Genomic DNA, 13,172 nt, shown 5'->3' with positions numbered 1-13,172 from the left:
TTAAATAAGCGTATCTAACATAGCTAAAACTCGCTCAACACGAATATGCTGCATGGCCTTAGGGTCATGCACAGTCGTGGCCCAAGGCAACTCACTTACTGGCTTTTTATATTCCTTTTCAGCAAGTTCCTCATAAACACTCACCACATTTTTTATATCTTTATAAGGCCCAGTACGCCTCGGATTGGAAAGCGCATACAAACCTAAAACAGGCGTCCCGACCAAAGTCGCAATGTGCGCTGGACCAGTATCCGGACTAACAACCAGCAAGGCGCCTTTTATCAAAGTACACATTGCCTCTACTGAAGTTTTCCCCACTAAATTAACAACACCATCCATCCCCGCCTCAATATTCTGGGAAAAATTGATCTCCAACTCAGATGGGCCACCGGTTAAAACAGGCGTGCAACCTTTTTCTAAAATACGTTTTACAACCGCTCTATTGCCCTCTAATGTCCAATTTTTTTCAATTTTAGAACCACAAGGATTAACAACAACATAAGAGTTTGGTAGATTAAAATCGATTTCAGGCAAGGTTAATTGACATGGAAAAGCGACTTCAGTAACACCTAAAACACTGGCTACAGACAAAAAAGAGTCCAATACATGATCCCCAAGAGGCTCAGGAGCAAGTTCATTCACAAACCAATGTTGTTTTTCACGAGATCGAGACAAAGAAAAGCCAATACGTCGGTTAACTTTAAGCATTCTAGTCAAAACACTAGACCGCGACGACCATTGCAAATGCAGCAAAGCATCAAAAGTTACATATTTAAGCTTCGCCCTAAGCTCAAACATACCTGAAAAACCAGTCTTCTTGTCGTATTCAACAACATCAACACCCTCTAACAAGCGAACTAACCTCGCCTCTAATGGAGAAGTAATCCAAGTTATTTTAGCTGTTGGGTAAACTTTCATCATTGCCTGCACTACGGCCACTGCATGACATACATCGCCTAACGCTGACAACCTAACCACAGCTATTTGTTGAATATTCTCTTGTTGCATGTCTTCCTCTAGGGCTGCTTAAACTTGGCAAGTATTATAGAATACTCAACCTTAAATGTGTCCAAATTTATAGACATCACAAAGAACATCTTGATAAAGCGAGCACCATGCCACAAACCATCAAAATATCGCCTAATACAATATTGTTAAGAAGCGATCATACCTTGCCCATATCGTCATCATGGTTTGACCCCAAATTTTGGCAGTCACAAGATGCTCTGTCTGGAACGGGAAACGGACGAGGTGAAGTTTGGTTTATTAATAGCCAATTTGGCAGGTTTGTCATACGACGCTATCGTCGAGGTGGGCTTATAGCAAAATTCAATAAAAACCGATTCCTATTTACTGGGTTAGAAAAAACACGACCTTGGCTTGAACTGAGTTTATTAGAATATATGCATTCAATAGGCTTGCCCGTTCCTCGCCCAATCGGCGGTATATATGTTCGCGAAAAAGGCTTTTATCGAGGCGAGTTACTAACCCAAACAATAGAAAACGCAAAAGACCTTTTTGATATCATTAAAACTGGAAACAGCCAATCTTTAGACTGGCAAGAAATTGGAGCAGTCGTTAAACGCTTCCACAGTGAAGGTATTTATCATTCAGACTTAAATTGTCATAACATTATGATCGATCAAGCCAACAAGGTTTGGCTTATTGATTTTGATAAATGCGAACAAAGACCTCAGGATGAGAAATGGAAACAAGCAAACATTGACCGATTAAAGCGGTCGCTGGACAAGGAGTCCAACCTATACACTCAATTCAATATCTCTGATGCGCAATGGCGCAACTTTCTGGAAGGCTACTGTGGCTAAAAAGATATCGACACTAGACAAAAACATTCTCAATTTTATAGGACCAAAACACTGGTTAAGCTGGTTTGCTATGGGGATTGCCTATAGTTTAAGTTTTTTACCTTGGTCACTACAACAAGGATTAGGAAAATGTCTTGGACGCACACTTTATGCCATAGCCAAAAGACGTTGCCATATATGCGATGTTAATTTGAAAATCTGTTATCCAGAGATGAGCATTACAGAACGTAAATCGCTTACCAAAGCTCACTTTGAAAGCATGGGAAAGGGCACTATTGAAACGTTTTCATCCTGGTTCCAAAGCCAAGAGAAATTTCAGTCTAGAGTTACTTTTGAAGGACAAGATGTGATAGAACGAGTGCTAGCTAAAGGACGCGGCTGTATACTTATTAGTGGGCACTTTTCCTCTCTCGATATTTGCGGAGGACAAATGCCGCGCTTTATCGATGTTCACCCCATCTATAAATTACAAACCAACCCCGTCATGAATTGGGTTATGGAACGTCAGCGCCAAGCAATTTTTTCCAAAACCATTGAACGTACTAATATGCGAGAAGTTTTGAAATCCCTAAAACAGAACAAAGCGGTATGGTATGCGGTTGATCAAGACTACGGTCGAAAAAACTCGGTCTTCGCTCCTTTTTATGGTCGCCAATGCGCAACCATTGCTCACATTGGACGCATCGCGAATATGACCAACGCACCAGTTGTATTGTATGACTACGGAAGAACAAAGAACGGCTATCATCTAAGCTTAACTGAAGTAGAAAACTACCCAAGTAAAGACGATGTTGAAAACGCAACGAGAATAAATGAATTAATGGAAGCCGTTATAGAGCCGAAAAAAGAACAATACTTTTGGGCTCATAGACGCTTTAAAACCCAAGAAAATCCAGACGATCCAACTCCATACGATAAATAAGATCAATAAAGAAAAAACCACTGAAGGACGGACTTTCAGTGGTTTTATTATTGAGCTGCATTTTTAACTACAGACTATCTCGAACTTCAGCCATCAAGCGTAGAGACTTCAAACGCGCTTCAGAATCATGAATAGGCATAGAAATAATCAACTCATCTACCTCAGTCATATCAATAAAGCTAGACAATTGAAAAGCGACCGATTCTTTTGAACCTACGATAGCGTATTGCAACATATGTTCAACCATGTGCTTCTCGCTCGGTGACCAAATTCCATCCATGCTATCAACAGGTCTCGCAAAAGGCAGGTTTCGGCTACGACGTAAATTCACAAACTGTTGCTGAGCAGAAGTAAATAAATATTTCGCCTCTTCATCGGTATCAGCAACAACCGCCATTACGCCAGCCATTGTATGAGGTTTAGAAAGCTGTTCGGAGGCCTTGAAATTTCGACGATAAACAGTGAGTGCCTGAATCAATTGATCCGGAGAAAAGTGAGAAGCAAAGGAATAAGGCAAGCCAAATTCAGCGGCAACTTGGGAGCTATATAAACTCGAACCCAACATCCATAAGGGCACGTGCGTATTACGACCCGGAACAGCCATGACGCCCTGATCGCCATCACCTAACAATCGCTGCAACTCTAGGACATCATCTGGATAACTATCAACCGAAGCATCCATATTACGTCGTAGCGCTCTAGCCGTCTGCATATCAGTACCCGGCGCTCGCCCTAACCCTAAGTCAATACGACCAGGATAAAGCTCAGCCAAAGTCCCAAACTGTTCAGCAATAACTAAAGGCGAATGATTCGGCAGCATGACGCCACCCGAACCAATACGAATTTTTGACGTTGCAGCGCCAAGATGCGACAACACAACAGAAGTGGCAGAGCTAGCGACACCCGCCATACCATGATGTTCTGCCAGCCAGAACCTTTCATAATTAAGCTCTTCTGCCGCCATCACCATGCGTCGGCTCATTGCCAAGGAATCCGCCACCGAACAACCTTCGGCAATAGGAGCAAGATCAAGTATCGAAAATGGAACCATAATATTTATCCAATAAAACTAATATACCCTCTATTTAAGACTCATCGATGCGAGTTACAAGTACTCAATCATGCACTAAATGCAGAAGCGCTCATTATGTCTTTTTGAGAATAATTGCCTTATCTATTTTCAAGCCGATTATAATCTAAAATGCCACTTTCTCTTGGTCGATCTTGCTTATTCAAGTTCCCTATTGCATCACTAACGAACCAAAAATTAGGATGCGTTCTGCGAATGCCAAAGCTGTCTAAAAGAGCCGAATAATCTTCTTTTGTCTTGAGGCTTCCAACTTGATCTGCCCAATTGATCAACTCACTTTCTTCTACCTGCATAAGCACATTAGGATAATCTCCCAAGACACCCTTCACCAAAGTGACGCCATCTTCGTCTGGTAGTCGCGCCGCTTCTTCATCCAACAAACTTGAAATATTGGCGTGCGCTTTGTTGTGAATCAAACTAATGACTTCCAGCGGCACACCTTGCTGTGTTACCAACACCGTCGCTACATTGGGCAAATAAACCAATCCGCCGCCACGGATTGCCTGCAGTTTATACAAGGCCTTACGCTGATTTGAAGTCAGCTTGCTTTGTTCCAAGTCGTAGCTGTGATCAAGCACACCTGCCAACCTATCTCGAAGCTTTTCATACAACTCAGATTGGTGATCATCCGTCTCATACTCAATTTGAGTTTGACGATTTACTTTAATATAGTCATTAAAGATGTAATCCTTTATCGTCTGATTTGCATCTCGGTACCAATATCGTCGAATCGATTCTCTGTCTTCTTTCGGAAGTAATAGCAAGAAATTCATCTCTCCTTCCATTCGCAAGAAATCCATATATAAACGTGTTTCTAATTGATGCCCGACGTTACCATAAACATCAAAACCCGCCACCAGCAAATAGTGAATACGTTCTAATAGAGGATAATCAATCACCCAAGCGGTTTTCGGATGCTGCCCAACCATGCCTTTAACGACGGAGGCATTATCAAAATGCCGAAAGATGGTTAACGCCGCATTTTCATTATTGCCATCACCGTTCCAGATTAGACTTAAATCCAAGGGAAGCTTGCTGCCTAATTCACTTTCAATCAACTTGGCTTTAGCCGATAAATAAGACTTTTGTTGATCTGAAAAAGTAACCCAAGAAGCCAAAGCCAATGTATTACTCGACCCAATAGCAGGTAAATCCAAGTCTTGAACCTGCCCTTCTAAATAGTCAGCAGAGCCTTTGTTATAAACCACTTCAGGATCAATAAAGAACACCCAAAATTGCTCATTAATCACATTAACCGCAACTTGACCACGACATACAGGGCCTTTAATAAATGACATTATGGTCTTTTGCGAATGGTCTAATAAAAAGCGATAACGCGCGTATGGCGGTATTTCACGAAAAGCTTTAAAAGGATTGGTCGCTACCTCTGGGTCATAACCCGGGTCTCTTGTCACTTGATAATCATCGCCATAAAAATAAGATTGCCAGCGACTATATCTGACCTCATCTAACTGCATAGGAATATGATTTTTTTGCACTTTTATTTCTGGGTCTGCCCATAAGCGATAATAAACACGATCAACACCTGGCGGGTCATAAGGGCGACGTGTAGCAATACGATCAATAGGCTCTCCCGGAGGCGTTTTAGAGCGAACTAGCTGAAAGCGAAATTCTTCGCCATCCCTCACCCCGCTATCACCCAAATAAAGACTATACAAATAAAGATGTTCGTAGATATAGCGAGCAACCAACTGACCTTTTAGGTCATTGCTATTAAAACGCGACTCCCACAAAGCAACTTGTTGCTGCAGCTTACTAGGCAAGGGCTTAGCTTCAGGCATCTTGCCACCTTTGGCCAACCACCGAGTTAGCACATCGTATTCGTCATTACTTAGAGCGGGTAGGCCATATGGCATTCCCCAGCTAGGGAAATCTTGCTCAAACTGATCATAATCTTCAATGCTGACACATTGCTGATCACGGGCAAGTGAAAAATCATAACTATCTGGCAAAACAGGTTGAGTAAAATCGCCCTGTTTTTTACGTAAAGCAATGGCTCGATACAATAAACTACCTTGCAAATTGGCCGAGGGAGACTGCTCTCGTTCGTTTAAAACAGGATGAAAACCTTTTGAGCGCCACTCATCAGTGCTTTTAGCATCAATAAATAAGCGGGTTGGAGAAGAGGCCAGTAAACGAGTGCCATCATAAACAAGCTCTTTAGAGCCACCTCGCTCAATACCTCCAGAAGCAGTGAACTTCAATTGGCAAGGCGCATCGTAACAAGCGTGACAAGAAACACATCGACTATCTAGAATAGGCTTTACTTGCTCATTGTAAAACGCACTGTCTTCTTCACCAACATCACTAATTCGATTCGCTGTATCTTGTGATCCAAACACAACATCAAATTGATGCGTTGCATAAGCAGCACAGCCAGATATCAACAACAGCGAACAAAGAAAGGTCAGCCACCGAGACATAAAAAGGTTCCTCATTTTCCGTTTTATCGTATTCGCGAAGCACTTCATCCTATAATGTCACAAGATCACTGCCAGCCAGACTTATAAAATAACTCTATCTTTGCTTAATTAATAACCCAACAAAGACACTAATATAAATAAAAAAACGCCCTATAAGGCGTTTTTTATGAATGCGTAAAATAAGCAGGTGCTCTATCCGTTATTCGTCGTCTACCATTCCGTCATCTGGATAATCATCCGATAACTCATAAGCATCGTCGCCCATATCATCGTTTGCTAATAGCAGAGCATCTTCATAAGCGCCACCAAATTCAATACGAGTAATATCGTATAAATCGTATTCAAACGTATCATCAAACCAACGTGCATCTGAGCCAATTTCTTCTAACTCATAGGTAACAGCGTCTGCACGAACAACACGACCAATCTCACAACTATCTGGCTCAATTTCTTCACGATGAAGCGTGACTAAACCGAACTCTTCGCTGATATCAATCAACAATACCGCTAAGTCGTCAAGCTCAACCTCAGGATCAACCACTTCCTCACCACGAAGCGCCAATACTTTTTTCTGGAAATCATTAAAGGGAGCCGGATGAGCAAAGTCACTAATGTCCTCTAAAAAGAGAATTTGATAGCCATTAAGACGAACACTGTCATCCACTAATTGGAGCAAAACCATTTCTTCGTTGGCGTCCACAACAAAACCGTCAGTCCAGCCATCTGGCCCATCCAATTCTTCACGAAATATACGAACAACATTATTTCGAGTGCGGGCTTTTTCCAATTCGATGAGCATATCGGCTCCCTAAAAAAACATAAAAAATAAAACAAGCGCTAGTGTAAACCCAGCCAGCGCAAGGAACAACTATCCTAACACTTTAGAATTACTGCAACACTTCGTGCCAATTTTCGATCATATTAATTAGGTCTTCTAAACCACACTCAGCTTGAATACCATCTGTCGAGGTTTGATAAAAGCTTTCTTGAGAATCAAACATCGCTTTTATTTCTTCTTCCGCTGAGTCTAGATCAACTTGTCGAGAAACAGACACACCTTCTTCACTCAAAATAACATCAAAAGGACCATGCTTAAATTCCGTAGTTTCTTTTTCTGTTTCAGCCAAACGAGCCGCCATTAACACTCGCTGAATACTTTCCAAATCACGTACGTATTCAGAGACCCATTCACCAATTGCGGCGAACTCATATCCTGTATAAATACGGTAAACATTTTCGTCCTGATCAAAGGCAATTTCATAATCCATGACCGTGAACCTCACTGTTTGTCATCTATATTCTCATCTTGCTTAATAGTTTGAGCTTGTTCCATTGATTCCACTTGATCTGTTGATTGAGCATTGCGATAAGCGCGGTTACTTGCTTGTTGACGTTGCGGAACAGCCGCCGCCAACCGTGCTTGTCTTTCTGCTTCTTTTTTCGCTTTCGCCTCTTCAACTAAACGCTCTTCATGGGCAATCATGTCAGGTGTTTCCATAACGTAAGGTCCAATTGCACCGGTTCTCACATCATTTAAAAATACTTCTGCCGCTTTGTGCATATCGACTTTACCACCGGCTCGCAACGCGCCTCGCTTAGAGCCAATAACCTTCAGCACTTCATAAGGATCTGGCGAGATTTCTTTCAATTTATAGCGTGTTGTAAGTGACTCTAAATAATCGGCAATAAAAAACTTCAATCCTGCCAAGGCCACATCTTCGTAATCAATCGCCGTATCACGAACAGCGCCCGTCACAGCCAAGCGATAACTGGCATCAGGATTTTCAATTTTGGGCCACAAAATACCCGGTGTATCCAGAATCTGAAAACCATTCGTGACTTTCAATTTTTGCTGCGACTTAGTGACAGCAGGCTCATCACCCACTTTTGCCACTCGACGACCTAACAAAGCATTCATCAAGCTAGACTTTCCAACGTTAGGAATACCTGCGATCATTGCTCTGATTGGTTTTTCTGCACTGCCTCTGTGAGGAACCATCTGGCTCACCCACTGGCTTATTCTGGCAACATCGGCTTTATCTAACGTAGAAAAAGGGTGAGCCAAAATGGATTCATTACCACGCCAATGCTCTAACCATAAGTCTAGTCTAGCTTTGTCGGCTAAGTCTTTTTTATTCAACAGACGCAGAACAGGCACTTCTCCACGCAAAGTATTCAGCATGGGGTTCTGGCTGGAATCGGGAATACGGGCATCCAATACCTCGATGACGATATCTACTTGCGTCATGACTTCTTCGATTTCTCGACGCGCTTTATTCATGTGCCCTGGATACCACTGAACGCTCAACCTAACTCCCCTATTCTAACCAAGTCTTTTTCGGTGGCGGATTCTACCATAAGTTAGTACAAGATAGAGAAAATACTATTAGAGACCTTTTATAGCAGTGATCTCTTCTAATCTGACTTAAATCAAGGAGCCTCAGTAGAAAATACCTATACTCATCATTCCAGATAAACGAAGGCGAGGAATCTGCACCAAGCTACATTCGCTTATCTGGTTGTTCTCTCGATCGGGTCTGCTATGTAAATTATAGCAACAAGGCCCATTAGCCGAGGCTGTGTGTGGCCTCGGCTTTTTTCATTTCTTGTTTCACAAAGTCTAATAAATCTGGATACAAAGCTAAAAATGGTGCTTCAGCCTGATCAATCACCTTTGGCAAATCATCGACAAAACTCTGCAAATGCTCACCATGCTTCCAGCGCCGCATAATTGAACGAATTGCCCTGTCTACTCCTTCTAATGTTCCCAAATTTGATAACCAGTTTTCATACTCCAATGAGTTGATCATGTTTTTCAAACGCTCTGGACTGCGCTCTTTATCTTTCACTAATCCAACGACAGCTTGTTCACAAAATACCTCAAGCGGCACCTCACTGAATTGCGCCCAGTTTTGGATTAACCAATAATCCATGGCGATGTCTTGTACTATGCCCGAAAATCGACGACGACCTTTGCGGGGCATTGAGCGAAATAACAAACTTGCCTCGTGCTGATCAACCATCACATCGACCTTTTGGTGCAGTCGCCAGCCAACCAACAAATCAGAATCTAATCGACTTGCGTCAACGGGGAAATCTCCTAGTAAATTACCAACCCAGGAAGTATTTGTAATCGCTGCAATGTGAAGATGTGCAAAATAATTCATCTCTACCTTATTTTTTTCGTTCACAGAGGAAGAATAAGAACACAATTATTATCTAAATGCGTCAGTAGCCAGACTCTTGCTGTCTTTTTGCTCTTTTTTTTGCAAAAATGCTTTCCCTGTCCGAAAAGTCAAAATATTACGAAATAGAAACCATTAATAGGTTACACAACTCTCATGTCTTTCGATGTTTTAACCATTCCATCAGCCCAACTAAAAATGAGACCAGAGAAATGAAAATCAAGGTGATATTAGCTTGCTGCCTAGCTCTTTTTTTATTCAATAATGCCATGGCAACCACAGTTAAAATAGCATTTGATGCGGATCCTATTTCATTGGACCCTCATGAACAGCTGTCAGAAAGCACATTACAGTTTTCACACCTCACTTTTGATCCATTATTACGTTGGAAAAAAAACGGGGAATTCGAACCTCGACTAGCCACTAGATGGCAACGAATAGGGCCAAAAACAGTACGTTTTTTCTTACGACAAAACATTCACTTCAGCAGCGGCAATTCTTTTTCTGCGAAAGACGTCATTTATACAGTCGAAAGATTAAAAAAATCGCCCGATTTTCGAGCCATGTTCGATACCATTGAGTCCGTCGAAAAAGTCGATGAATACACAATTGACGTTCACTCAAGCCATTCAAATCCATTGCTGTTAAACATCATGACGTATGTTTTCCCAATGGATAAGCTTTTTTATCAGGATCAAGATCAAATCATTAAATACGGCGAAACCTTTGCTTCCCGTAATGTATCTGGCACTGGGCCTTTTATATTAGTCAGTAGAGACCTTGGCAGCCGAATGGAGCTAAAGCGCAACCCAAACTACTGGGACAAAAGCTCAAAGGGCAACGTCGACACCATTATTCTGACTCCCATTCGAGCCGATTCAACTAGACTGGCCGCGCTTCTGTCTGGCGATGTGGATTTTATCTTCCCCGTTTCACCTATCGACATTGAACGTACTCAAAAGGTTTCCAGAATTCAATTGGTTACTTTGCCCTGTACGCGTATTTTATTGCTACACATGAATCAGAATCGCCGTAAAGAATTCCAAGATGTCAGAGTCAGAAAAGCCATCAATCTAGCCATTAACCAATCGCTGATCGTCGACAAAATTCTCAAAGGTTATGCCACGCCAGCGGGACAACTCAGTGCAGAGCCGTTTTTAGGCCACCTTGATTCATTGAAACCTCAATACGATTTAACGCAAGCCTTAGAGCTCATGAAACAAGCAGGCTACGAGAAAGGTTTTCGTATCAGCATGATGGCACCAAACAATCGCTATATGAATGACGAAAAAGTCGCTCAAGCCATTGCCGCGATGCTGTCGAGAATTAACATCACAGTCGATCTAAAAACGCTGCCTAAAGCACAATACTTTCAAGAATTTGATAAGCGCAGCGCAGACATGATGATATTGGGTTGGCAATCAGACACCATGGATTCCAACAACTTATTTGAATACATTATCGCCTGTCCAGATCAAAAAATAGGTTTAGGCGCTTATAATGCCAGTGAGTATTGTCATGCTGGAATAAATAATGGAATTCGTCTAGCGAATCAGGAAATGAACATCAAAAAACGCACGCAGCTGTTACAAAGCATAGAGCAAACCTTATATGACGACGCTGCCATTGTGCCTCTTTATTGGCAATCACTGATTTGGGCCTCCAAAACAAACGTCGATATTCAACACATTGTCAATGGTCAAAACTACCCTTATTTAGGAGACCTTTTCATTGAACAATAACTATCAAACAAGTCTTGCCATGATAAATAGGGAAATTTGATTTCATGCTGATTTTTTTACTCCGCCGCTTGATGCAGGCTTGCTTTGTGATGATCATTATCAGTGTGATCAGCTTCGCCATACAAGATAAGCTAGGCGATCCTGTCCAACAAATGGTTGGTATGACCGTATCTCAAGATGAACGCAATCAGATTCGTAACGAGCTTGGCTTAAACGATAGCTTTTTCCTTCAATATTGGCACTTTGCGAAAGGCGCAATTCATGGCGATTTGGGTACCTCGTATTACTATAAAGAACCCGCTCTCAACGTCATTCTTGAAAAGCTACCCGCTACATTGGAGTTGGCTTTTTGCGCTATTTTACTGGTTATTATTGTCGCTACGCCCTGTGGTGTTTTAGCCGCGATCAACCCCAAACACATACTGTCTCGCCTGTTGATGATTATCAGCTCAATCGGCCTCTCTGTACCCATTTTTATAGTTGCTATTTTAATGGTGTACATTTTTTCTATCGAATTAAATCTGGCCCCCAGCTTTGGACGCGGTCAGACAATAGAAATATTCGGCTTATGGGAAAGTGGTCTATTCACAAAAGATGGTATGAAACACTTACTTCTGCCTAGCTTGTCGCTTGCTATTGCCTTAATGCCCATTTTTGTTCGCTTGATACGCGCAGAGATGATGGAAGTTCTGCAGTCTGAATATATCCGCTTCGCCTGGTCAAAGGGCCTCTCTGCGCGCCGCATCTATTTTAAGCATGCGCTGAAAAATACCATGTTACCTGTCATTACAGTGGGTGGTATTCAAGCCGGAACCTTGGTCGCTTATACCATTCTGACTGAAACGATTTTTCAATGGCCGGGAATGGGGTTTTTATTTATGGATGCAGTAAGCCGCGTCGATACTCCGCTTATTTCTGCGTACCTAATTGTCGTAGGTGGCATTTTTGTTATTACTAACACCTTAGTGGATTTAATCTATGGATTAGTTAATCCCACGGTACGCCTAGCGAGTCATGGACTATGAAATACACTAAAAAAGACCTACTACATCCAGCTTCTGGAAGTCGCTGGAGCCATATACTTTCTGGTGTCATAGGCGATAAACTCGCGATGCTGGCTTTAATTGTCTTCCTTTTTTATTGCCTTATCGCCCTTCTTGCGCCTTTAGTGGCACCCTACGATATCGTTGATCCTGCTTTTATGGATCTGATGAATGCAGAGATTGCCCCTAGTTGGATCAGTGGAGACAGCCGCTTTTTATTAGGCACCGACGCCCAAGGTCGAGATTTACTATCGGTTATTTTATATGGCACACGACTTTCTCTGACTATTGGTATATGCGCAGTATTAATCCAAGCTACGCTAGGAATCTGCATCGGCCTAATGGCAGGATATTTAGGTGGTCGTATTGATAACTTTCTGATGCGCTGCGCGGATATTCAGTTGTCTTTCTCAAATATGATGGTTGCAATTGTTTTTCTAGCGATCTTCCAGTCCATGTTTGGTATGGCTCGCTATCAACAGCTCGCCATGGTCATTCTTATTCTTGTCATTGGCTTAACAGAATGGCCCCTCTTCGCCCGAACCATCCGCGCTTCTGTACTTGCTGAAAAGCAAAAAGAATACGTTGATGCCGCTAGAGTTATGGGCATTAGTTCGAAGCAAATTATGTTTCGCCATATTTTGCCCAATACGCTCTCACCAATTCTGGTTATTTTTACCGTTCAAATTGCCAACGCCATTGTTGCTGAGGCCGCTTTATCCTTTTTAGGCCTTGGAATGCCAGCGACAGAGCCATCTCTTGGCTCCCTTATCTCTGCTGGATTTGCTTATATGTTTGCCGGCTCTTGGTGGATTTGTGTCATTCCAAGCATCACATTGATCATTTTAATTCTAGCCATGAATTTACTTGGCGATTGGTTGCGCGACCACCTAAATCCAAGGACGTATAAAGACTAATAT

12 protein-coding genes are annotated in these 13,172 nt (G+C 42.2%); 5 read left to right on the top strand and 7 right to left on the bottom strand.

Translation table 11 applies throughout. From position 1 onward, the window contains the following. Positions 1-1,008, bottom strand: coding sequence for a glycosyltransferase family 9 protein (locus ACO05V_RS11070; protein WP_421851049.1), 1,008 nt, complete (start codon positions 1,006-1,008; stop codon positions 1-3). A 107-nt stretch (positions 1,009-1,115) separates the two neighbouring features. Here ACO05V_RS11070 and ACO05V_RS11065 point away from each other — a divergent pair, with 107 nt between their 5' ends. Further along, the gene (locus tag ACO05V_RS11065; RefSeq protein WP_421851046.1) at positions 1,116-1,826 is read left to right on the top strand and encodes a 3-deoxy-D-manno-octulosonic acid kinase; all 711 of its coding nucleotides are present in this window, start codon (positions 1,116-1,118) and stop codon (positions 1,824-1,826) included. Next, positions 1,819-2,748: a lysophospholipid acyltransferase family protein gene (locus tag ACO05V_RS11060; protein ID WP_421851043.1), complete on the top strand. Its 930-nt coding sequence runs from the start codon at positions 1,819-1,821 to the stop codon at positions 2,746-2,748. The genes ACO05V_RS11065 and ACO05V_RS11060 overlap by 8 nt, the downstream gene beginning before the upstream one ends. A 67-nt stretch (positions 2,749-2,815) precedes the next feature. Here ACO05V_RS11060 and ACO05V_RS11055 read toward each other — a convergent pair whose 3' ends face one another. The 6 genes from ACO05V_RS11055 to ACO05V_RS11030 all read right to left on the bottom strand — a co-directional run bounded on the left by ACO05V_RS11055 (position 2,816) and on the right by ACO05V_RS11030 (position 9,449). Further along, a complete protein-coding gene (locus tag ACO05V_RS11055; protein WP_421851040.1) occupies positions 2,816-3,799 on the bottom strand; it encodes an LLM class flavin-dependent oxidoreductase in 984 nt (327 codons plus the stop codon). A 119-nt stretch (positions 3,800-3,918) separates the two neighbouring features. Beyond that, positions 3,919-6,282, bottom strand: a complete 2,364-nt coding sequence (locus tag ACO05V_RS11050) for a fatty acid cis/trans isomerase (protein ID WP_421851037.1) — start codon at positions 6,280-6,282, stop codon at positions 3,919-3,921. Positions 6,283-6,481: 199 nt separating this feature from the next. Continuing rightward, complete coding sequence (locus ACO05V_RS11045; RefSeq protein WP_421851034.1) at positions 6,482-7,081, bottom strand: hypothetical protein; 600 nt, start codon at positions 7,079-7,081, stop codon at positions 6,482-6,484. Between the two features lie 88 nt (positions 7,082-7,169). After that, the gene (locus tag ACO05V_RS11040) at positions 7,170-7,550 is read right to left on the bottom strand and encodes a YacL family protein (RefSeq protein ID WP_421851031.1); all 381 of its coding nucleotides are present in this window, start codon (positions 7,548-7,550) and stop codon (positions 7,170-7,172) included. A gap of 11 nt (positions 7,551-7,561) precedes the next feature. After that, positions 7,562-8,590, bottom strand: a complete 1,029-nt coding sequence (gene ylqF, locus ACO05V_RS11035) for a ribosome biogenesis GTPase YlqF (RefSeq protein WP_421851028.1) — start codon at positions 8,588-8,590, stop codon at positions 7,562-7,564. 259 nt (positions 8,591-8,849) lie between these two features. Continuing rightward, positions 8,850-9,449: an ACP phosphodiesterase gene (locus ACO05V_RS11030; protein ID WP_421851025.1), complete on the bottom strand. Its 600-nt coding sequence runs from the start codon at positions 9,447-9,449 to the stop codon at positions 8,850-8,852. Between the two features lie 230 nt (positions 9,450-9,679). Here ACO05V_RS11030 and ACO05V_RS11025 point away from each other — a divergent pair, with 230 nt between their 5' ends. The 3 genes from ACO05V_RS11025 to ACO05V_RS11015 are packed head-to-tail and all read left to right on the top strand — an operon-like array spanning position 9,680 to position 13,169. After that, positions 9,680-11,209 (top strand): ABC transporter substrate-binding protein, encoded by a 1,530-nt coding sequence (locus ACO05V_RS11025; RefSeq protein WP_421851022.1) that lies wholly within the window; start codon positions 9,680-9,682, stop codon positions 11,207-11,209. Between the two features lie 44 nt (positions 11,210-11,253). Continuing rightward, positions 11,254-12,234, top strand: coding sequence for an ABC transporter permease (locus ACO05V_RS11020; protein WP_421851019.1), 981 nt, complete (start codon positions 11,254-11,256; stop codon positions 12,232-12,234). Beyond that, positions 12,231-13,169 (top strand): ABC transporter permease, encoded by a 939-nt coding sequence (locus tag ACO05V_RS11015; protein ID WP_421851016.1) that lies wholly within the window; start codon positions 12,231-12,233, stop codon positions 13,167-13,169. Before ACO05V_RS11020 ends, ACO05V_RS11015 begins: the two co-directional genes overlap by 4 nt. Positions 13,170-13,172: the final 3 nt, after the last annotated feature.

It is taken from the genome of Marinomonas sp. (assembly GCF_965225885.1).
GTDB lineage: Bacteria > Pseudomonadota > Gammaproteobacteria > Pseudomonadales > Marinomonadaceae > Marinomonas.
Note: the sequence above shows the minus strand (reverse complement) of the source record. Positions and strands in the feature narration are given on the sequence as shown.

Bases quoted from the DNA above. Each gene is read 5' to 3' on its own strand.
- ACO05V_RS11030 (WP_421851025.1), bottom strand. From the start codon at position 9,449: ATGAATTATTTTGCACATCTTCACATTGCAGCGATTACAAATACTTCC.
- ACO05V_RS11040 (WP_421851031.1), bottom strand. From the start codon at position 7,550: ATGGATTATGAAATTGCCTTTGATCAGGACGAAAATGTTTACCGTATT.
- ACO05V_RS11015 (WP_421851016.1), top strand. From the start codon at position 12,231: ATGAAATACACTAAAAAAGACCTACTACATCCAGCTTCTGGAAGTCGC.
- ACO05V_RS11050 (WP_421851037.1), bottom strand. From the start codon at position 6,282: ATGTCTCGGTGGCTGACCTTTCTTTGTTCGCTGTTGTTGATATCTGGC.
- ACO05V_RS11045 (WP_421851034.1), bottom strand. From the start codon at position 7,081: ATGCTCATCGAATTGGAAAAAGCCCGCACTCGAAATAATGTTGTTCGT.
- ACO05V_RS11055 (WP_421851040.1), bottom strand. From the start codon at position 3,799: ATGGTTCCATTTTCGATACTTGATCTTGCTCCTATTGCCGAAGGTTGT.
- ACO05V_RS11065 (WP_421851046.1), top strand. From the start codon at position 1,116: ATGCCACAAACCATCAAAATATCGCCTAATACAATATTGTTAAGAAGC.
- ACO05V_RS11025 (WP_421851022.1), top strand. From the start codon at position 9,680: ATGAAAATCAAGGTGATATTAGCTTGCTGCCTAGCTCTTTTTTTATTC.
- ACO05V_RS11020 (WP_421851019.1), top strand. From the start codon at position 11,254: ATGCTGATTTTTTTACTCCGCCGCTTGATGCAGGCTTGCTTTGTGATG.
- ACO05V_RS11070 (WP_421851049.1), bottom strand. From the start codon at position 1,008: ATGCAACAAGAGAATATTCAACAAATAGCTGTGGTTAGGTTGTCAGCG.